The 20,280-nt window shown below is 73.0% G+C and carries 20 protein-coding genes and 1 pseudogene; 16 read left to right on the plus strand and 5 right to left on the minus strand.

Annotated elements, in window-relative coordinates; genetic code table 11:
- Positions 1 to 72: 72 nt before the first annotated feature.
- From IE242_RS26985 to IE242_RS27005, 5 genes are all read left to right on the plus strand, one after another.
- Positions 73 to 1,047: an NADPH:quinone oxidoreductase family protein gene (locus IE242_RS26985; RefSeq protein ID WP_189863702.1), complete on the plus strand. Its 975-nt coding sequence runs from the start codon at positions 73 to 75 to the stop codon at positions 1,045 to 1,047.
- Positions 1,044 to 2,234, plus strand: coding sequence for an acyl-CoA dehydrogenase family protein (locus IE242_RS26990; RefSeq protein WP_189863704.1), 1,191 nt, complete (start codon positions 1,044 to 1,046; stop codon positions 2,232 to 2,234). Before IE242_RS26985 ends, IE242_RS26990 begins: the two co-directional genes overlap by 4 nt.
- Entirely contained in the window at positions 2,231 to 3,331 is a 1,101-nt protein-coding gene (locus tag IE242_RS26995) for an acyl-CoA dehydrogenase family protein (RefSeq protein WP_189863706.1), read from the plus strand. The genes IE242_RS26990 and IE242_RS26995 overlap by 4 nt, the downstream gene beginning before the upstream one ends.
- Before the next feature lie 198 nt (positions 3,332 to 3,529).
- Entirely contained in the window at positions 3,530 to 4,390 is an 861-nt protein-coding gene (locus tag IE242_RS27000) for a phosphatidylinositol-specific phospholipase C/glycerophosphodiester phosphodiesterase family protein (protein WP_189863708.1), read from the plus strand.
- 140 nt (positions 4,391 to 4,530) lie between these two features.
- Positions 4,531 to 4,725 carry a hypothetical protein gene (locus IE242_RS27005; RefSeq protein ID WP_189863710.1) on the plus strand — a complete coding sequence of 65 codons (195 nt, stop codon included), beginning with the start codon at positions 4,531 to 4,533 and terminating at the stop codon, positions 4,723 to 4,725.
- Positions 4,726 to 4,730: 5 nt separating this feature from the next.
- On the opposite strand, the pseudogene IE242_RS27010 reads toward IE242_RS27005, so the two are convergent.
- The 3 genes and pseudogenes from IE242_RS27010 to IE242_RS27020 all read right to left on the minus strand — a co-directional run.
- A pseudogene (locus tag IE242_RS27010) lies at positions 4,731 to 5,276 on the minus strand (RNA-guided endonuclease TnpB family protein); the annotation flags it as partial.
- 252 nt (positions 5,277 to 5,528) lie between these two features.
- On the minus strand, positions 5,529 to 6,758 hold the full coding sequence (locus IE242_RS27015) for a phosphodiester glycosidase family protein (RefSeq protein WP_189863712.1): 1,230 nt from the start codon (positions 6,756 to 6,758) through the stop codon (positions 5,529 to 5,531).
- 86 nt (positions 6,759 to 6,844) lie between these two features.
- Entirely contained in the window at positions 6,845 to 7,204 is a 360-nt protein-coding gene (locus tag IE242_RS27020) for a DUF779 domain-containing protein (RefSeq protein ID WP_189863714.1), read from the minus strand.
- Positions 7,205 to 7,465: 261 nt separating this feature from the next.
- On the opposite strand from IE242_RS27020, the gene IE242_RS27025 reads away from it, so the two are divergent.
- The 6 genes from IE242_RS27025 to IE242_RS27050 all read left to right on the plus strand — a co-directional run bounded on the left by IE242_RS27025 (position 7,466) and on the right by IE242_RS27050 (position 13,231).
- Entirely contained in the window at positions 7,466 to 8,476 is a 1,011-nt protein-coding gene (locus tag IE242_RS27025; protein WP_189863716.1) for a substrate-binding domain-containing protein, read from the plus strand.
- A gap of 191 nt (positions 8,477 to 8,667) precedes the next feature.
- Positions 8,668 to 11,244, plus strand: a complete 2,577-nt coding sequence (locus IE242_RS27030) for a sensor histidine kinase (RefSeq protein ID WP_189863718.1) — start codon at positions 8,668 to 8,670, stop codon at positions 11,242 to 11,244.
- On the plus strand, positions 11,241 to 11,675 hold the full coding sequence (locus tag IE242_RS27035; protein WP_189863720.1) for a roadblock/LC7 domain-containing protein: 435 nt from the start codon (positions 11,241 to 11,243) through the stop codon (positions 11,673 to 11,675). The genes IE242_RS27030 and IE242_RS27035 overlap by 4 nt, the downstream gene beginning before the upstream one ends.
- Position 11,676: 1 nt before the next feature.
- Positions 11,677 to 12,033, plus strand: a complete 357-nt coding sequence (locus IE242_RS27040; protein ID WP_189863722.1) for a DUF742 domain-containing protein — start codon at positions 11,677 to 11,679, stop codon at positions 12,031 to 12,033.
- On the plus strand, positions 12,020 to 12,640 hold the full coding sequence (locus tag IE242_RS27045) for a GTP-binding protein (protein WP_189863724.1): 621 nt from the start codon (positions 12,020 to 12,022) through the stop codon (positions 12,638 to 12,640). Before IE242_RS27040 ends, IE242_RS27045 begins: the two co-directional genes overlap by 14 nt.
- A 48-nt stretch (positions 12,641 to 12,688) precedes the next feature.
- Positions 12,689 to 13,231 carry a GNAT family N-acetyltransferase gene (locus tag IE242_RS27050; RefSeq protein ID WP_189863726.1) on the plus strand — a complete coding sequence of 181 codons (543 nt, stop codon included), beginning with the start codon at positions 12,689 to 12,691 and terminating at the stop codon, positions 13,229 to 13,231.
- Positions 13,232 to 13,307: 76 nt separating this feature from the next.
- On the opposite strand, the gene IE242_RS27055 is transcribed toward IE242_RS27050, so the two are convergent.
- Positions 13,308 to 14,240: a LysR family transcriptional regulator gene (locus IE242_RS27055; RefSeq protein WP_189863728.1), complete on the minus strand. Its 933-nt coding sequence runs from the start codon at positions 14,238 to 14,240 to the stop codon at positions 13,308 to 13,310.
- Between the two features lie 72 nt (positions 14,241 to 14,312).
- Between IE242_RS27055 and IE242_RS27060 the strand changes: the two genes are divergently transcribed.
- The 3 genes from IE242_RS27060 (at position 14,313) to IE242_RS38015 (ending at position 15,567) form a co-directional block, all read left to right on the plus strand.
- Positions 14,313 to 14,702, plus strand: coding sequence for a RidA family protein (locus IE242_RS27060; RefSeq protein WP_189863730.1), 390 nt, complete (start codon positions 14,313 to 14,315; stop codon positions 14,700 to 14,702).
- Between the two features lie 41 nt (positions 14,703 to 14,743).
- On the plus strand, positions 14,744 to 14,980 hold the full coding sequence (locus tag IE242_RS27065) for a hypothetical protein (RefSeq protein WP_189863904.1): 237 nt from the start codon (positions 14,744 to 14,746) through the stop codon (positions 14,978 to 14,980).
- Between the two features lie 71 nt (positions 14,981 to 15,051).
- Complete coding sequence (locus IE242_RS38015) at positions 15,052 to 15,567, plus strand: hypothetical protein (RefSeq protein ID WP_229859474.1); 516 nt, start codon at positions 15,052 to 15,054, stop codon at positions 15,565 to 15,567.
- 112 nt (positions 15,568 to 15,679) lie between these two features.
- Here the strand turns inward: IE242_RS38015 and IE242_RS27075 are convergent, their stop codons facing one another.
- Positions 15,680 to 17,668 (minus strand): N-6 DNA methylase, encoded by a 1,989-nt coding sequence (locus tag IE242_RS27075; RefSeq protein WP_189863732.1) that lies wholly within the window; start codon positions 17,666 to 17,668, stop codon positions 15,680 to 15,682.
- A gap of 174 nt (positions 17,669 to 17,842) precedes the next feature.
- Here IE242_RS27075 and IE242_RS27080 point away from each other — a divergent pair, with 174 nt between their 5' ends.
- Positions 17,843 to 18,763: a serine/threonine-protein kinase gene (locus IE242_RS27080; protein WP_229859476.1), complete on the plus strand. Its 921-nt coding sequence runs from the start codon at positions 17,843 to 17,845 to the stop codon at positions 18,761 to 18,763.
- Between the two features lie 110 nt (positions 18,764 to 18,873).
- On the plus strand, positions 18,874 to 20,199 hold the full coding sequence (locus IE242_RS27085; RefSeq protein WP_189863736.1) for a serine/threonine-protein kinase: 1,326 nt from the start codon (positions 18,874 to 18,876) through the stop codon (positions 20,197 to 20,199).
- Positions 20,200 to 20,280 lie beyond the last annotated feature (81 nt).

The following is a 20,280-nucleotide window of genomic DNA, read 5'->3' on the forward strand; positions in this document are numbered from 1 at the left end:
TTCCCTCCGTGCAAGCGACCGCTTAGTATGCGAGGCGATCCCGTCGGACGACGCAGTCTGTGGAGGCCCCGCATGCAGGCATGGCACGTGCACGAGAACGGCGAGCCGAGCGAGGTGATGCGCCTCGACCAGGACGCGGCGCGGCCCGTGCCCGGCGACGGCCAGGTCCTGCTGAGGGTGCGCGCCGCGAACGTCAACTTCCCCGACGCGCTGCTGTGCCGGGGGCAGTACCAGGTCAGGCCACCGCTGCCGTTCACGCCCGGGGTGGAGATCTGCGGCGAGACCGAGGACGGGCGCCGGGTGATCGCCACCCCGGTGCTGCCGTACGGCGGTTTCGCCGAGTACGCCGTCGCGGACGCCGTGGCCCTGCTCCCCGCGCCCGACGCGCTGGACGACGCCGAGGCCGCCGCCCTGCACATCGGCTACCAGACCGGCTGGTTCGGCCTGCACCGGCGGGCCGGTCTCCAGGCCGGCGAGACCCTGCTCGTCCACGCCGCCGCGGGAGGCGTCGGCAGCGCGGCCGTACAGCTCGGCAAGGCCGCGGGCGCCACGGTCATCGGCGTCGTCGGCGGCGCCGGGAAGGCCGCCGTGGCGCGCGAGCTGGGCTGCGACGTCGTCGTCGACCGGCGCGCGGAGGACGTGATCGCCGCCGTCAAGGAGGCCACCGGCGGTCGCGGCGCGGACGTGATCTACGACCCGGTGGGCGGCGCGGCCTACGCCCAGTCCGCCAAGGTCGTCGCCTTCGAGGGCCGGATCGTGGTCGTCGGCTTCGCGAGCGGCTCCATCCCGAGCCCCGCCCTCAACCACGCCCTGGTCAAGAACTACTCGATCCTCGGCCTGCACTGGGGCCTGTACAACACCAAGGACCCCGAGTCGGTCCTGCGCTGCCACGAGCAGCTCACCGAGCTGGCCGCGCGCGGCGCGATCAAGCCGCTGGTCAGCGAGCGCGTACCGCTGGAGGAGGCGTCGGCCGCCGTGCAGCGCGTCGCCGACGGGGTGACGACCGGCCGGGTGGCCGTCGTCCTGGAGAAGGGAGCCGCCGCATGACCGGCGCGACCGACGCGGCCGAACTCAGGCGCCGCACCGCCGAACTGCTGGCCGCGCACCCGCCGGCCACGACGGACCGCCTGGACTTCCTCCGGGCCCGCTTCGACGCGGGGCTGGCCTGGGTGCACTTCCCGGAGGGCCTCGGCGGCCTCGGCGCCCCGCGCTCCCTCCAGCCCGTCGTGGACGCCGAACTCGCGGCCGCGGGCGCCCCAGACAACGACCCCCGGCGCATCGGCATCGGCCTCGGCATGGCCGCGCCCACGATCCTCCAGTACGGCACGGAGGAGCAGAAGCGGCGCTTCCTGAAGCCGCTGTGGACGGGCGAGGAGGTCTGGTGCCAGCTGTTCAGCGAGCCGGGCGCCGGGTCCGACCTCGCGGCGCTCGGTACGCGGGCCGTGCCTGAGGGCGAGGACTGGGTGGTCAACGGGCAGAAGGTGTGGACCTCCAGCGCCCATCTCGCCCGCTGGGCCATCCTCATCGCCCGTACCGACCCGGACGTGCCCAAGCACCGCGGGATCACCTACTTCGTCTGCGACATGACCGACCCCGGCGTCGAGGTGCGGCCGCTGCGGCAGATCACCGGCGAGGCCGAGTTCAACGAGGTGTTCCTCACCGACGTCCGCATCCCGGACGCGCACCGTCTCGGCGAGGTCGGCGACGGCTGGCGGGTCGCGCAGACCACGCTGAACAACGAGCGGGTCGCCATCGGCGGCGCCCGGCTGCCCCGCGAGGGCGGCATGATCGGCCCGGTCTCCGGGACCTGGCGCGAACGGCCCGAGCTGCGCACCCACGACCTGCACCAGCGGCTGCTCACCCTGTGGGTGGAGGCCGAGGTCGCCCGCCTCACCGGCGAGCGGCTGCGCCAGCAGCTCGTGGCCGGCCAGCCCGGCCCCGAGGGCGCCGGTATGAAGCTCGCCTTCGCCCGCCTCAACCAGCAGATCAGCGGTCTGGAGGTGGAACTCCTCGGCGAGGAGGGCCTGCTGTACGACGACTGGACCATGCGCCGCCCCGAGCTGGTCGACTTCACCGGCCGGGACGCCGGCTACCGCTATCTGCGATCCAAGGGCAACAGCATCGAGGGCGGGACCAGCGAGGTCCTGCTGAACATCGTCGCCGAGCGCGTCCTGGGCCTGCCCGCCGAGCCGCGCACCGACAAGGACGTCGCCTGGAAGGACCTGTCCCGATGAGCACGACACCGACGAGCACGCAGCCCGATCTGCTGTACTCGGAGGAGGAAGAGGCGCTGCGGGCCGCCGTACGGGACCTCCTCACCGACCACTGCGACGCGCCGGGCGTCATCGCCCGCACCGAGTCCGACGCGCCGCACGACCGGCCGCTGTGGAAGGCGCTCACCGAGGGCATGGGCCTCGCCGGGCTGCTGGTGCCCGAGGAGCGCGGCGGCCAGGGCGCCACGCACCGCGAGGCCGCCGTCGTCCTGGAGGAACTGGGGCGGGCGGTCGCCCCCGTGCCGTACCTGACCAGCGCAGTCGTGGCCACGGAAGCGCTCCTCAAGTGCGGCGCCGACGACCTGCTCGCCGAGCTGGCGGCCGGCCGCACGATCGGCGCCCTCGCCGTCGCGCTGAACGTGGCCCCGCACGGCGCGTACCGGACCGTACGGCTGGCGGACGGCGTCCTGCACGGGGAGCTGACCGGCATCGCGGACGCGGCCGCCGCCGACGTGCTGCTCGTCCCCGCCGACGACGGCGGCCTGTACGCGGTGGCCGCCGACGCCGCGACCGTCACACCGCAGGTGTCGCTGGACCTGACCCGGCCGGTGGCGACGGTCGTCCTCGACGGGGCGCCGGGCACACGGCTGGGCGCCGCCGAACCCGCCGTACGCCGGGCCCTGCGCGCCGGGGCCGGACTGCTGGCCTCCGAGCAGTCCGGCCTCGCCGACTGGTGCCTGACCGAGACGGTCCGCCACCTGAAGGAACGCAAGCAGTTCAACCGGCCCGTCGGCGGCTTCCAGTCGCTCAAGCACCGCCTCGCGCAGCTGTGGCTGGAGGTCGTCAGCCTGCGGGCGGCGGCGCGGAACGCGGCGGACCTCCTCGCCACCGGTGACGAGGACGCAGCCGTCGCCGTGGCCGTCGCCCAGGCCTACGCCGCGCCCGTCGCGGTCCGCGCGGCCGAGGAGGCCGTCCAGCTGCACGGCGGGATCGGCATGACGTGGGAGCACCCCGCGCACCTGTACCTCAAGCGGGCCAAGGCCGACTCGATCGCGTACGGCACGGCGGGCGGCCACCGCGCGGCACTGGCCGAACTGGTCGACCTCCGGGCGCCCTGACGCACGCCCGAGGGAGCCCGCGGAGACGCGGGGAAAGCCCGTCCCAGCTGGGGCGGGCTTTCGCGGGCCCGCCGCCCGGGTGAAGTGAACGACCGACGACGGTCCGGCCAACTCCTCGCGCGGCTCTGCTCCTCGCCCGCGGACGGACCTCATACTCGCTGAGGTTCCGTCAGTCCGGTACTCCCACGGAGGCAGAGCATGGCCGTCACCACCCGCCGCAGACTCCTCACCCTCGGCGCCGCCCTCGCGGGCACCGCCGCCCTGCCCGCCACCGGCGCGTGGGCGGGCGAGCGCGAGCACGGCCCCCGCCCCCTGTGGCGTGCCCACGCCCACAACGACTACGAGCACCCGCGGCCCCTGTACGACGCCCTCGACCACCGCTTCGGCAGCGTCGAGGCCGACATCTGGCTCGTCGACGGTGAGCTGCTGGTCGCCCATGACGCGGTCGACCTCGACCCGTCCCGCACGCTTGAATCCCTCTACCTCGACCCCCTCGCGGCCCGCGTCAGGGCCAACGGCGGCGCCGTGTACCGCGGGCACCGCAAGCCGCTGCAGCTGCTCGTCGACATCAAGACCGAGGGCGCGTCGACCTACCTGGAACTCGACCGGCGGCTGCGCCGCTACCGGCACCTGTTCACGACGTACGACCACGGCCGCGTCCGCACCGGACCGGTCACCGCGGTGATCTCCGGTGACCGCGCGGCCCGCGTGCCGATGGAGGCGCAGAAGGTGCGGCGTGCCTTCTACGACGGCCGCCTGGCCGACCTCGGCGGTCCGGCGCCCGCCTCCCTCATCCCGCTGATCAGCGACAACTGGACCCTCAACTTCACCTGGCTCGGCGTGGGCACCTTCCCGGAGGCCGAACGGGCCAAGCTGCGCCAGATCGTGTCGACGGCCCACGCGCGCGGGCAGCGGGTCCGCTTCTGGGCCACACCCGACCAGCCGGGCCCGGCCCGGGACGCACTGTGGGGCGAACTCCTCGCGGCCGGCGTCGACCACCTCAACACGGACGACCTCGCGGGGCTGGAGGCGTTCCTCGACGCCCACGAGCGGGCCTGACACCGGATAACGCCCCGTCATAACGGTTCCGGGCGGAACACCACACGTTCGGCGGACAGGTCAGCCGCCCGGACGGCCCCTCCGCTACGCCACACTTGCGGCCGAACGCCGCGAAACGGACGTGGCGGAGGAGGTTCACGATGGCCGTTTCCATCTCGGTGCTGATGCTGCTCGCGATCCTGGCGGTGGTCTTCCTGCGCAACGGCGCGCTGAAGCTGTCGCACGCCCTGGTCTGCGTACTGCTGGGCTTCCATCTGGCGAGCACGAGCATGGCGCCGACCATCCAGAACGGGCTCGCGGCGACGACGGACGTGGTCAGCAGCCTGAGACCTTGACACCCCCCCGAGCCCGGAGGCCCGGCGGGTGCCCGTCTCACCTGCGCTCCACAGGCTGACACCGCCAGTCCGGCGGCCCGGCCGGTGTTCACGGCCGCGTTGGTGTCTCGGTCGAGGACGGTCCCGCACGCCCCACACGTCCACTCCCGGACGTGCAGCGGCTTCGGGCCGTCCTTGACGCCGCACGCGGAGCACACCTGGGAGGTCGGCTCGAACCGGCCGATCTTCACGGCGACCGCTTGGTTCTCGCGGATCAGCCTCGTGGAGAGCTGGTGATGGAACTCCCTCCGTGCGTCCGCGACACGGGCGTGTGCCTGTGCGACGCGGGTCCTGGCCTTGTCCCTGTTCTTCGAGCCCTTCGTTCTGCGGGCGAGGGCGCGCTGCGCCTTCTTCAGGCGCTTCTCGGCCCGGCGCAGGAAGCGCGGGCTGTCGACCTTCGTGCCGTCGGAGAGGACCGCGAAGTGGCCGAGGCCGAGGTCGATACCGACCTCCGGCGTGGTGGCGGGGAGGGCCTCCTCCGGACCGGTCTCGATGACGAACGAGGCGAAGTGCGCGGGCTCATGCGGCGGTGCCCCGCTCCAGGTGGTCAAGGACTACATCGCCCAGCAGAAGCGCCCGGACTGAGCGCGGGCAGCCGTGGGCACGGGTGGACAGTGCGAATCCATGCCCACGGCCGAGGGCGGAGCAGGCTGGAGATGCGATTCACCCCCGGTCTTCAGGACAGGGCACTCTCGCACAATCCAAGGTGGGCAGGCTGGGCCGGCTCTCCGACGGCCCAGAATCCTCCGACGGACCAGAGCCCTTCAGCGGCCCGAGAACACGCCGATGCCGTTGGGCACGGGCCGTTCCGCGCCGCCGCTGGGATGGTTCCGCACCACGGCGGAACCCCCTCCCGGCCTGCGCGCGACCAGGGTGGACGAGCCGCCGCCGTCGAGGTTGAACGCGTCCCGTGCGCCCAGCCGGCTCATGAGAGCCGCCGTCTCGGCGACGGTGAGTCCCCTGCGGAACTCCGGCGCGCCGTCCAGGGCGACCAGCAGCAGCCGGCGTCCGCCGTCCGCGATCCCCGCGGCGGTCCGTACGGCCGGGGTCCTGTCGTCGAGCCCGGGCAGGGGCCGGCCCGCGGCGAGGACGGGATGGCCGCCCACCGCGAACACGTACGGGGTGCGGCTCCTCGCGGCCACGAGCCGGTGCCGTACGCCGGCCCGGTCGCCCACGGACAGCTTGCGCAGCTTCCGGGCGCCCTCCTCCCGGCCCACCAGGACGGTGGTACCGGAGGCGATGGGGCCGCGGCCCGGAGCGGCGGCCTCCGAGACCACCCGGCCGCCCCGGACCGTCACCTCATGGGTGTCCTTGCTGCAGGGCGCCGCCCGGTCGCTGTCCGTGCCGCAGGTGGCGCGCTCCCGGGAGGCGCCGCCCCAGGCCGCGGTGAACGCGCCGACGGAATCCTCCGGCAGCGCGTACTGGTTGAGGCCGCCGAGGGGGAGGGTCCCCCCGGCCGTGGTGACCGAGCCCTTGAGGGTGAGGCTGTCCAGGCGGGCCCTGCGGTCGGTGCCGACGCCGAGCACGTCCCGGGTGCTCGTGCCGGGCGGCAGGGCCGGGCCGAACCGCTGGCCGTCCGGGACGGCGGCCTTCAGCGTGCGGCCGCCCGCGATCGCGGGGCCGACCGGCGCGCCCGTGGCCTGGACGCCCGGATGCTGGGTCTCGCTCATGTTGAAGAAGTCGCCGTTGACGCCCGCCACGGCGCCCGCGCTGCGCGCGAGCCGTGACACGGCCGCCCGGGCGGCCACCGCTCCGGGGCGCAGGAGGCCGACCCGTACGCCCGGGACGCGCAGGTCGACGCTGAGCACATGGGCGTGCGCCACACCCGAGGACGCCGGAACGTCCAGCTCGGTGTAGCGGACGCCCGGCGCGATCTTCGCGGCGTCCGGCGCAGCGCTGGCCGGTGGCGCCCCCACCAGGACACCACCGGCCAGCGCGCTCCAGGCCGTGAGGACCGTCAGTACCGATCTGAGCCGTCCGAGCCGACGCGCCACGGCGCCTCCTGGTGCCTCGTCTGATGCCTCGTCACATTTACAGTCCTTCAGAGAAGTGCATCAGACGGCGGACGCCAAGACGACGGTCAGCCCTCGACGACGCGGGAACGGATCAGAAAACGCACTCCTTCGGGCGCCTCCAGCGAGAACCCGCCGCCCCGTCCCGCCACCACGTCGACGATCAGCCGGGTGTGGCTCCACACCTCGTACTGGTTCCGCGACATCCAGAACGGGACCGGCCCGTCCACCCCGTCGACCTCCAGCTCGGCCAGCAGCACGTCCGCGGCGCCCGTACGGAACTCGCCCGCCGGGTAGCACATGGGGGCGCTGCCGTCGCAGCAGCCGCCGGACTGATGGAACATCAGCGGGCCGTGGGACGCGCTCAGCCGCCGCACCAGCTCGGCGGCGGCGGGGGTCAGCTGTACGCGGGGCACGATGTCGCTCACGGGGCATCCCTTCGTCCCGGGACGGTCGGCAGGGGCGGTGGTGAGCAGTCAAGCCCGGGCCACGTTGCGGCGGGGTTGCAGGCCCGGCGCCGAACGGTCGCACCGGCCCTTCTTGATCGCTCACTTGACTACCGGACGCACACGCGATTGGCTCCGGCCAGCGAAAGTCCGGAAACCGGCGCGCACCGTCCCGGTGGCCGCGTCGGCTTCGCCCTCCCCCTGCCCCCGACAACGGCCGCACAGCGAGGTGCCGCACCCCCCATGATCACGTCCCCCGCATCCGACGGTTCCCCCGGAGCCGCCCGTGCCGCGGTCCTCGTCTCCGTCGTGGCCGCCGTCTGCCTGCTCGCGTCCGGCTGCTCCGACGCGGACGACACCGGCTCCGCAGCGGCCGACGGCGCGGGCACCGCCGGAATGAAGGTCGCCATGATCACTCACGGCGCCGACGGCGACGCCTTCTGGGAGCTGGTGCGGAAGGGGGCTGAGACCGCGGCGGCCAAGGACGGCGTCGAGCTGACGTACGCGAGCGCCGCCGACGCGGCGGAGCAGGCCGCACTGGTGCGGGACGCGGTCGACGACCGGGTCGACGGCATCGCGCTGACCCTGGCCAAACCGGCCGCGATGCGCGGCGCGGTGGCCGAGGCCCGGGCGGCCGGCATACCCGTGGTCGGCCTCAACTCCGGGATCGACGCCTGGCGGACACAGGGGCTGTTGCAGTACTTCGGGCAGGACGAGAGCCTCGCGGGCCGCGCCCTCGGCGACAAGCTGGACGACCTGAAGGCCGAGCACGCGCTGTGCGTCGTCCACGAACGGGGCAACGTCGCCATGGAAGCCCGCTGCGCCGGAGTGCGGAAGGCCTTCGGCGGCGAGACCGAGAACCTGTACGTGGACGGCACCGACATGGACGCGGTGACCGACTCCGTGGCGGAGGCGCTGCGGCGGGACCCCACCGTCGACCAGGTCGTCACGCTGGGCGCCCAGTTCGCCCTCGCCTCCGTCACATCGGTGGACCGGGCCCGCAGCAAGGCCCGGATCGCCACCTTCGACCTCAGCGAGGACCTGGTCGGGGCGGTACGGGAGGGCGACGTGGAGTTCGCGGTCGACCAGCAGCCGTATCTGCAGGGCTATCTCGCGGTGGACGCCCTCTGGCTCTACGAACGGAACGGGAACGTCAGCGGCGGCGGGGAGGCCCCGGTGCTCACCGGACCCGCCTTCGTCACCCGGCAGAACGTCGGCGAGGTGGCGAAGTTCGCGGCGAACGGGACGCGTTGAGCGGGAGGTGCCGACCGGGACGCGTCGACCGGAAGGTTTCGATCGGGCCCTGTTGACCGCGACCTGTTGACCGGGACGCGTCGGGATAGCATCCTGCGCACCTCTCGTACCGCAATCCGCATCGCCACCACCGTTCGCCCCCGCACCACCCCGACACCCCATCCGCCCCCGCCGATCGCCCAAGGACGACGATGCCCCCACGGACAGGTGCCCGGCGCCGTCTCGGCTCCATACGTCTCTCGCTGATCCTCCTGGCGCTGATCCCCAGCGTCACCCTCGCCGCCATGTGGGGTGTGACGACGATCCAGATGTTCTCGGAGGGGCTGCGGCTGCGGGAGCAGACCGGGCTGAGCAGGTCGACCGGGGCCATGGGCACCGACGCCACCCTCGCCCTGCAGCGCGAGCGCAGCCTGTCGGCCGCGTGGCTGGCCGGATCCGACGGTGCGAGGGACGCCCTCGACGCCCAACGGGGGCGCACCGACGCGGCGATCGCGAAACTCGTCGGCCGGTCGGACGCGATCGACGACGCCCCGTCCCGCATCGGCGACCGGCTGTACTCCGTCATCGCCGCGGCCGACAGCCTCGAGTACTACCGGGAACAGGTCGACGACCCCACCGACATCACCGCGCAGCAGGCGCTGGACCACTACACCTCCATCATCGACGAGCAGATCCACGCCTTCCAGGAGCTCTCCCAGGTCGACGACGGCGACCTCACCTCGCAGGCCCAGCCGCTCATCGCCGCGGAGCAGGCCGCGGAGCTCGTCTCCCAGGAGGACGCCCTGCTGACGCTCGCCTGGCCGTCCGGGCGGCTCGACGAAGAGTCCCGGACCCGGTTCGAGAACCTGGTCGGGGCCCGCCGCTGGCTGGTGACGAACCAGCTCGTCCCGTCCCTGCAGGGCAGCGTGAAGACCCGGACCGAGCGGATCCTGCAGAGCTCCGAGTGGAAGATCATGGAAGCCCTGGAGGAGCAGGTGCTCGCGGGCCGCACCACGGGCGTCGGCGTCGACCGCCGGACCGTGCTGCCGGACACGCGGGAGCGGTGGCGGGCCACGATGGACACGCTCATCGCCCAGTACCGGGAGCTGATCCAGGCGGAGACCGAGGGCCTGCTCGAACGCAGCGCCGATGAAGCCCGCGGCCTGATCGTCAAGGCCGCCTCGCTGAGCGCCGGCGGCCTCGTCGCCATGCTGCTGTGCGCCGTGATGTCCTGGCGCATCACCCGCTCGCTGTCGCTGCGCCTGCGGGGACTGCGCATGGCCACCCTCCGTCTCGCCCAGGAGCGGCTGCCCGACGTGGTCGCCCGCCTGAACCGGGGCGAGACGGTCGACGTGGAGTCCGCCACCCCGCCCCTGGACTACGGCCGCGACGAACTCGGCCAGGTCGCCGAGGCGTTCAACACCGCGCAGCGCACCGCCGTGCACACCGCGGTAGAACTCGCCGACACCCGGCGCGGCTTCCAGAAGGTCATCCTGGGCATCGCCCGGCAGAGCCAGAACCTGGTCAACCTCCAGCTCAGCAAGCTCGACGCGCTGGAACGCCGGCACCAGGACCCGCACGTCCTGGAGGGCCTGTACGAACTCGACTCCACCGCCAGCCAGTTGCGCCGCTACGAGGAGAACCTCGTCATCATCAGCGGCGAGCGCCCGGGCCGCACCTGGTCCCGGCCGGTCGCCCTCATCGACATCCTGCGCAGCGCCGTCGGCGAGGTCGCCCAGTACCAGCGGGTCGAGGTGCACACCGAGGAGGAGGTGTACGTGGCGCCGCCGGCCGTGGCGGACGTCATCCACCTGCTGGCCGAGCTCATCGACAACGCGACCGCGTACTCGCCCGCGCCCAGCCCCGTGACCGTACGGGCCGCGATGGTCGCCAAGGGCCTCGCCGTGGAGATAGACGACCGCGGTCTCGGTCTCTCCGACGAGGACTACGCCGCGTTCAACGCCCAGCTGGCCGAGGCACCGCAGTTCGACGTCGTCGCGCTCGCCGACGATCTGCGGCTCGGCATGTTCGTGATCGCCCGGCTCGCCACCCGGCACGGCATCACCGTCACCCTGCGCCCCTCGCCGTACGGCGGCACCACCGCGATCGTGCTGGTCCCGCACGACATCGTGGTACGCGAACTCACCGACGCCGACGGGCCCGCCGAGGACACCGGCGACATGGAGGAGGCCGTGCCCGCGTTCGCCCGCCTCGCCACCGCACCGCCGGCCCACGAGGCGGTCGCCCACGCGCGGGGTTCCGCCACCGGGGCGGCCGGTGACGCGGAGGGGACCTGGGAGCACGCGGCGGAGCCGGATGCCGCCGGGCACGTACGAGCCGACGACGCCGGGCACGTACGGACCGGCGGCACCGCCACGGCCGCCGCGTCACGATCCGCCGCACCCCGCCTCTCGCCGGCGGCCGGAGCGGGTACCGCCCGGGCCGGCGGGCGCGGGCGCGGGGAAGCGGCCCCGCTGCCGCGCCGGATACCGCAGACCAGCCTGGCGGCCGAGCTGCGCGAGGACGTCCGGCCGTCCCGGCACGACGACTCCCCGGGCTCGCTGGACCACAGCGATTCCCCCGATTCCCCCGGTCTCCCCGACCCCGCCGACGACTTCACCGCCGAGCGCGCGGCCTCCTCACTCGCCGGTTTCCAGCGCGGCACGCTCCTCGCCCGTGACGAGAGCGCAGAGACCGAGAGCGCAGGGACCGAGAACCTCGAACCGCGTGAACCGCACGCACCGCACGAACCGCTCCGACCGCTCATGAAGGACAGAGAAGAGACATGACACGCCCCACCCCCGCCACGCACAGCCAGCTCGACCAGCTGCTCACCGGACTGGTGGACCGGGTCGCCGAGGTGAACCACGCCGTCGTGCTCTCCGAGGACGGTCTGGTCGTCAGCAAGTCCACGGCGTTCGTCCGCGACGACGCCGAACGGCTGGCGGCCACCGCGTCCGGGCTGATGAGCCTCAGCAAGGGCGTCAGCATGGACTTCCGGGGCGGTCCCGTGCGCCAGGCGCTCATCGAGATGCGCGACTCCTACCTCATCCTGACCAACGCCGGGCCGGGCGCCCACCTGGCCGTGCTCACCTCGCAGAACGCGGACGTCGGCGTGGTGGCGTACCAGATGAACATGCTGGTGAAGAAGATCGGCGAGCACCTGAGCGCGGCGCCGCGCGGCACGGCCGCGGGCACGGCCGGCACCAGCGGCCAGTGAGGTGAGCGGAGGCGATACGGCCGGCCGTCTGGTCCGGCCGTTCACCCTGACCGGAGGCCGTACGAAACCGGATCGCACCGACTTCACGCTCATCACGTCGGTGACCGCGGTCGACCCGCAGCCCGACGGGGGCCCGCGGCCGCAGCCGGAGCACCTGCGGATCCTGCGGCTGTGCGAGCGTCCGGTGGTGGTGGCCGAGCTCGCCACCCTGCTCGACCTCCCGGTCAGCGTGATCACCATCATGCTGTGCGACCTGCTGCGGGTGGGCCGGATCACGGTCCGGCCGCCGCGTCCCGTCTCCCGCACCCCGGACCTGGAACTGCTGCAGAAAGTGAGGGACGGACTTGACCGGCTCTGACTCCGCCGCGCGGGGCGCCGCCGCGGCGCCGGACGCGGTGAAGATCCTGATCGCCGGCGGCTTCGGCGTCGGCAAGACGACCATGGTCGGATCGGTCAGTGAGATCGCCCCGCTGCGCACCGAGGAACCGCTGACCATGGCCGGCCTGGGCGTCGACGACCTCGACGGCATCGAGCGGAAGCAGGCCACCACCGTGGCCCTGGACTTCGGCCGCATCACGATCGGCGACGACCTGGTGCTGTACCTCTTCGGCACCCCCGGTCAGCAGCGCTTCTGGTTCATGTGGAACGACCTGGCCATCGGTGCCCTGGGCGCCGTGGTCCTCGTCGACGTCCGCCGTCCGGAGAGCAGCTTCGCCGCGATCGACTTCTTCGAACGGCGCGGGATCCCCTTCGTCATCGGCGTGAACGGCTTCCACGGCGAGCATCCGTACTCCCCCGAGGAGATCCGGGACGCCCTCGCCCTGCCGGAGGGCACCCAGGTGCTGCTCTGTGACGCCCGGGAACGCGGCTCGTGCCGCGAGGTGCTGGTCGCGCTGATCGACCAGTTGATCGCCACGTCGGCCCGGGGCGACGGCGCGGCGGTGGGACCGGCGGCGGCTTCCTGATCGCTTAATGGATTGCCGCCGGTCGGCCCGGCCGGATAGGAATCTCGCATGCTAAGAGGCAGCAAGGTCGGACTCAGGGCCCGGCACGACGACGACATCCCGATCCTGCGGACCGAGCTCTACGACGACGTGGTCAACGGCTCGCGGGCCGAGAGCGGGCCGTGGCGGCCGATCACGCCCGGCTCGCAGGATCCGCGGCTCGTGGTGGACGACAAGAACCAGGGCAGCGTCCCGTTCTCCGTGGTGGAACTGGAGGGCGGCACACTGGTCGGCACCGCGACGCTGTGGGGCATCGACACCCACAACCGGTCCGCGCACATCGGGCTGGGGCTGCGGCCGTCCTGCCGCGGCAAGGGCTACGGCACCGACGTGGTCGCGGTGCTGTGCCACTACGGTTTCGTCGTGCGCGGCCTGCAGCGGCTGCAGATCGAGACGCTGTCGGACAACGCCGCGATGCTGCGTTCCGCCGAGCGCAACGGCTTTGTCCGCGAGGGCGTGCTGCGCTCCTCGGCCTGGGTGCTGGGCGAGTTCATGGACGAGGTGCTGCTCGGTCTCCTTGCCCGGGACTGGAAGCAGGACCCGAAGGTCTAGGTCGCCGTCCGGCCGTCAGGGCGGGCCGCGGAGCGGACATGGACGGCTGGGGGACGGCTGCAGCCGCCCTCGTCGGCTACCGCCCCGACCGGGAGGACCTCTGAGGCCGGTCCACAGGCTCGGGGCTGACGGCGGCCAGCAGATGGGTGACCAGGGGGTTCTGCTCATTCTCGCGCCAGGCGACGGCGACTCGCGTGCGGGCCGTGCTGGGCTCGATCCTGCGGAAGGCGACGCCTTTGAGGCGGATGCGCCGGATGCCGGCCGGGGCCAGGGAGACGCCCAGACCGGTCTCCACGAGCGCGCACACGGTCTGCCACTCCACCGCGCGCTGGGTTGTCCGTGGGGTGAACCCCGCCGCGGTGCACAGGCCGGTGATCTGGTCGTGCAGCCCTGGGCCGGCCGCACGGGGCAGCAGTACGAACGGAGAGTCCGCCAGCTCCGCAAGGTGCACGGTCCGCCGGCCGGCCAGAGGGTGCGCGGCCGGGAGCACGGCCACGAAGGGCTCGCTGAGTACCGTCCTGAAGCAGAGTTCTTCCTCGGTGGCAGGGGGTTCGCGGAGCAGGCCGACGTCGATGGACCTGTCGTGCAGGGCGGCGATCTGCGGTGCGGTGGGCATCTCCCGGATGTCCAGGTGCACGCCGGGGAACCGCTGCCGGAAGGTGCGCAGCAGGCCGGGCAGGACGGTCAGGGCGAGGGAGGCGGCGAAGCCGATCCGCAGCCGGCCGGCCTGGCCGCTGCCCACGGCACGGGCCGCGGCCAGGCCGTCCGCGAGGCCGGTCAGGGCGCTCCGGGCGGCGGGCAGCAGTTCGTGGCCGGCCGGGGTGAGCGTGACGCCTCCTGACGCGCGGCTGAACAGCGCGTGGCCGACCTTGTCCTCCAGGCGGCGGATCTGCTGGCTCAGCGGCGGCTGGGCGATGCCCAGGCGGGCGGCCGCGTGGCCGAAGTGGAGTTCCTCGGCGAGCACGACGAAGGCGTGCAGCTGAGAGAGGGGAAGTTCGAGACGCTCCATACGCTTACTGATATCAGGTCATGCCCTTAGCTGTATTAGACGTATCTGTGCTGGTCACCTAGCGTTCGGCACATGACAGAGCGACGTGCGATCCTCAGTGGCTCGACCTTCGAGGAGCAGATCGGCTATGCCCGTGCCGTGGTGGACGGCGACTGGGTGCATGTGTCCGGGACGACCGGGTTCGACTACACCGCCATGACGATCTCCGACGACGTGGTGGAGCAGGCCGAGCAGTGCCTGCGCAACATCGAGGCCGCGCTGGCCGGGGCGGACTGCACCTTCGCCGATGTGGTGCGGGTGCGCTACCTGCTGCCCGACCGTGCGGACTTCGAGCCTTGCTGGCCGGTCCTGCGCCGCTGCTTCGGCGACGTCCGGCCGGCCGCCACGATGCTGATGTGCGGTCTTGCCGACCCCCGGATGAAGATCGAGATAGAGGTGTACGCGCGGCGGGCCACCGTGTGACAGCTCCGCGGCGCCGTTCCCTCCCGCGGAGCGTATGAGCGGTGCGAGCGCTGCCTCCCGTCGGCCCGGGCGTGGACAGACGGTTCGCTGTCCCGGCCGGAGTCACCGACTGGACGATCGCCGTGGGCGTGGCGGCGCTGCTGCTGGGCACCGGGCTGTCCGGGCCGCACCCGGCCGGAGGCCGCGAGCTGCCCGGCTGCACGCGGCCGGCGGGCCGGCGCCGACCGCGTGCAGCCGGGCACCGCTCGTGGTCCTCGGCTGCGCATCCGGCCTGGTGAACCCCGCGCAACCGCTGCCCCCGTGCGCCGTTGACCGGCCAGGGTGCTGCGTTGCCTCGTCGCCCAGGATCTTGCGGGCTCCCGCCGGCTTCCTGATCGCGGGCGACGGGCACGTCGGTGCCGCCCAGTACGGCGAGCGCGTCCACGACCAGACGGGGCAGGCCGTCTCGTACGCGCTGTGCTTCGGTTACCGGAACACCACCAACCACTACCGCGCCCGGCTGTCCTTCCTCACCAGCGGCACGGTCGAACTCCGCGTCGAGAAGGTGGTCGAGAACGCGGTGTCCGAGCTGACCGACGCCGCCGTCTCCCCCGGCTCCGGACCGCCCGCCGCGGCCCAGCTCCAGCCCGGGGACCTGGTGCTGTTCAACGCTGACTCGGGGGACGACTGGGACAAGAACGGCACGATCAGGCGCACGACCGACCACGTCGGCATCTACCTGGGGCCGGACGCGGCCGGCAAGCGCCGCTTCCTCTCCAGCCGCAAGACGGTGAACGGACCCTCCATGGCCGACCTCGGCGGTGCCTCGTTCCTGGACGGCACAGGCACCTACGCCATGACGCTGCACACGGTGCGTCGCGGCTGAGCCGTCTTGCGGCGGTGGGGCGGGCGGCGGCTTCCTGAGGGCCTGGAGACGAGCGGGGGAGGACCGGAGGACCCCTGAGCGGCGCCCCGGCCGATGGCGCCCCGTGACGCCGTCAGGCGGTCAGCCCGCCCGCCGCGAGCCGGTCGCCCACGTCGTCCACCAGCCCCCTGCCCGAGCCGTCGATCCTGGTGAGGAGCGTCTCGAAGGCCCTCAGGCGGCGGAACGCCTCGGCGTACGCGGCCTGCTCCGCCAGGGGGAGTTGGAGCACATGCAGGCGCCGGATGTCGACACGCGAGGAACTGGAGGCGTGGGTGCCGGCCTGGCGGCCGTTCGCGGGGGCGCGCAGACAGCCGGCGAGGAAATGGGCGTCCAGTTTCTCCCGGTCGACCCGCAGCGCGTAGAGCTGGGGTCCCAGGGCCAGCGGCGGCCCACTGTGCACCCAGGCCTTGAACGCCCGTACGACTCCGGCGACCACGACGTCCCCTTCCTCGACGACGGCGGGCGCGGAGCCGGCGGGGGCCGTCCCGCTGGGGGTACCGTCCATCAGCAGGTCGGGGACGGTGAGCAGCGGCACGGTGGGTTCACGGGGCGCGACGGCCGTCTCCGTCGGCTGCTGCCCGGCGCGCAACGTCAGGGCACCGGCCTTGAGGAGGTCCCCGACCGTGGCCGTGGTCTGCGCCGTCCCGCTCTCGAAGCCGAGCCCCGACAGATACCGCACATGGTCGGTCAGCTCGGCCAGGTGAGTACGCAAGTGCTCCCAGGAGGCGGCGAGTTCGGCACCGGAAGCCTCCGTGCTGTTCGCCGTGTACCGGCCCGGCGTGACGTCCACCTCGTCGTCCAGGAGGTCGAGGAGCGGAACGCGTACGGCGCTTCCCGGCAGCTCGCGGTCCGGGTGGTCGAGCGCCTGCACGGCGGTGAGGACGAAGGAGCCGAGCGCGTCCCAGTCGGGTCCCGGCTCGCGTGCGCCGGGTTTGGCGAAGCCTGTGGCGTCCACGAGCAGCGCGTCCTGGCCGGGCGGAGCGGCGGCGGAACCGTCCGGGGCGGCCCGGAGGACCCACAACTGGAGGGACACGCTGTGGGGTTGGGCGCTGCCGGGTGGCAGCGCCACCACCGCCCGGAGCGCACCGGTGCGCAGCAGGGAACCCCGGATGCGACGGCCCGCCTTGCGTGAGGCGACCGCGGGGGGCAGGACGACGACGGCCGTCCCGCCGGGCTTGAGGTGGGCGAGCAGATGCTGCACCCAGGCCAGTTCCGGCTCGGTGCGCGGGGGGAGGCCGTGGGTCCAGCGCTGGTCGGTGGCGAGTTCCTCGTAGCCCCAGTCGCGCTCGTTGAACGGCGGATTGCACAGCGCGATGTCCGCCCCCGACCCGGCGAAACTGTCGTCCCGCAACGCGTCGGCCGTGGTGATCTCCGCGCGGACGCCGCGGTCCTCCGTGAGGAAGCCGAGCCGGGCGGCGGCCAGCGCGGCGAGCGCCGGGTCCCGTTCACAGGCCAGCACGGTCAGGCCCGGACCGTCGTACTCCTGCAGTGCCGCGGCGGCCAGGTGCCCGGTGCCGCAGGCGGGGTCCAGGACGGTCAGTTCGCGTTGGTCCGTGCCGCCGAGGCGAACCGCGAGGGCGATCCGGGTCATCAGCGTGGCGAGCGGCGGCGGCGTGGTGCTGAGCTGCCGCACATGCGTCTCCAGCCACCGCTGCAGCAGGAACTCGAAGGTCTCGCGCGACCCTTCGGCGCGCCCCAGCCGTGCAGCCTCACCCACCAGTTCGCGGGCTGCCCCGGACAGTTCGGGCTGCGAGACGCGCGCGCGAGGCGACCGCATCCGGCGGGCCGCCTCGGCGATGGCCAGCCCCGACTCGTCCCGGCTGCCGAGCGCCTCGAAACGCGGCCAGAGGAGCTCCCGGCCGCCGACGTCCTTGAGCTTGCCGTTGTCCCGCAGCCACTGCTCGACCTCCGCCAGGGAGAACTGCGGACTGACGTCCGTGCCCCCTATACGGCTCGGGAACGAGTCGTGCCGGCGGCGCCAGTTGCTCACCGCGGCCCGGCCCACGCCGGCGATCCGGGCGATCTCGGCCAAGCTCACCGGTACGGCGCTGGTTGTGGTCATCGAACAGTCTCCGAGGTGCTTGGCCCGGTCGTCCTTGGTCGTCCTTGATCAGGCGTGCCGCAGCATGCCGCAATGCAGGCTACTACGCTCATTGACTCTGTTCACAAGAGAACGCTGTCAGGGTGCTGTGTGAAAAGTGCAGAGGGCGGAGATATGCAGGAGTTCGCACCGGGAATGGTGCTCCACGATCGCTACGAGCTGAAGGGGGTGCTCGGCCGGGGCCTGATGGGATCGGTGTGGCAGGGCTGCGACCTGCATCTCGAACGGCCCGTGGCGGTGAAGACGGTCGCCGCGGAACTGCTGGCCCTGCCGAGCGGCCGCGCAGCGGCGGTGACCCGCTTCCAGCGGGAGGCGCGGGCCGCGGCGCGCCTCGACCACCCCAACGTCACCACGGTCTTCGACGCGTCGATCACGGACGACACCTGCTGCCTGGTGATGGAGCTGATCGACGGCACCACGCTGGAGTACCTCTTCGACCAGCGGGAGGACGGACGGTTCGACATCCCGTCGGCCGCAGCCGTCGCCGCCCAGCTCTGCGCCGGACTGTCCGCGGCCCACGCCGCCGGCCTCGTGCACCGCGACCTCAAGACGCAGAATGTCATGGTCCGCCGGGACGGCGTCGTCAAGATCCTGGACTTCGGACTGGTGAAGGTGCTCGCCGAGGCCGACCCGCGCCTGACGATGACCGGCGAGGCCATCGGCAACATCGTCTGCGCCTCACCCGAACTGCTCGCCGGCCGGGACCGGCTCGACGGCCGCAGCGACCTCTACGCGGTGGGCTGCCTCCTCCACCACATGCTCACCGGCGAGGCCCCCTTCGCGACCGACCAGCCGGCGCTGCTCGCCTCCCGCCACCTGAGCTCGCCCCCGCCGCTCATCTCCGACCACGGCGTGGACGTCCCCGCCGACCTCCAGGAACTGGTGACGTCCCTGCTCGCCAAGCGCCCGGACGACCGCCCCTCCTCCGCGGCCGAGGTCTACGCGGCCCTCGCACCCCACCTGCCGGCCCCGGACCACGGACTGGCCACCCGCCGCGGACTGCCCGAGGACCCCCGCCGGCCCTTCCTGGTTCCGCAAGGACCGAGAGCTGCCTGAACGATTGAAGAATGAAAGAATCACCGCGTTGACCGGGTGCGCCGAACCGCCCCCGGTCGCACGGGTGTGACAGGCGTCGGCAGGCGCCGGGACAGGTGGGGACGGGCGCGATGCGACGAAGCCTTGGACCGTACGAGCTCACGCGCGAACTGGGCCGCGGCGGTATGGGCGTCGTCTGGGCGGCGTACGACCGCGCACACGACCGGGAAGTGGCCGTGAAGCTTCTCTCCCCGCGCGGCCGCGGTGCCGAACCCGGCACGCTGGAGCGCCGGTTCCTGCGCGAGGCGCGTCTCACCAGCCGCCTCACGCACCCGGGCATCCCGGCCGTCCACGACCACGGCAGCCACGAGGGCGACCTGTACCTGGTCATGGACCTGGTCCACGGGCGCGCCCTCGACGCGGTGCTCAAGGCGGAGGGCCCGCTGACCGTCGAGCACGCCGCCGACGTCGCACGGCGCACCGCTGAGGTGCTCGCCTACGCCCACGGCCAGGGCGTGGTGCACCGCGACCTCAAACCGTCCAACCTGATGACGACCTCGATGACGACCCAGGACGGTGCGACCTACGGGGGCATCAAGGTCCTGGACTTCGGCGTCGCGGCAGCCCTGGAACCCGAGCCCGGCGAGACCCGCTTCACCGCCCCCAACGCCACCCCCGGCACGGTCCTCTACATGGCGCCCGAGCAGGCGGTCGGCGACACCGCGCCCGCCGGCGACCTCTACTCGCTGGGCTGCGTCCTGTACGAACTGCTCACCGGCGCCCCGCCCTTCACGGCCGGCAGCCCCTTCATGCTGTACCACCAGCACGCGCACGAACCCGTACCCCCGCTCGCCGACCGCCGTTCGGGCGTCCCCGCCGGGCTGCGGCAACTGGTGGCGGATCTGCTGGAGAAGAAGCCCGAGAACCGCCCCGCGTCCGCGGCGGAGGCTGCCGAGTTGCTCACCGCCTGGGCGCCGACGCCGGCCCGGGAAACCACGCGGACCCGGGCGGCCGACGCGGAGCCCGTGCACCATGAACCCGCACACCCGCGACTGGCCGAGATAACCGCCCTGTACGCGTCCGGCAGCCCGGCCCGGGCCCTGGAGGAGTACGGCGACCTCATGGCCACCCCCGGCCTCACGCACGCCGACCACCTCGCGGCCCGCGCCGGAGCCGCCCTGTGCGCGGCCGCGCTCGGCCGTACCCGCGAGGCCCTGGACGAACTGAGGTCGGTCCTCGCCGAGCAGCGCAGCCTGCTCGGACCGGGGGACCCCGCGGTACTGGACACGCGGTACGAGATCGCCGTGCTGCTGGTCCGCACGGGCGAGCGCCACGCGGCCATGGAGCTGACACGACGTCTGGCCGACGACGAGGGCAGGGTGTTCACCGCCGGCGACGCCCGGAGCGGACGCAGCGAGGCGCTGCTGGGCAGGCTGCGACGCATCCCAACTCTGTGATCTCTGTTCACAGCTGACTGGTCGTGTTACTCTCCGATCGCACCGTTCGGTGGGGAGACAGGTGAGGTCACTGTCTACGGA

The organism is Streptomyces poonensis, assembly GCF_014650915.1.
GTDB classification, from domain to species: domain Bacteria; phylum Actinomycetota; class Actinomycetes; order Streptomycetales; family Streptomycetaceae; genus Streptomyces; species Streptomyces poonensis.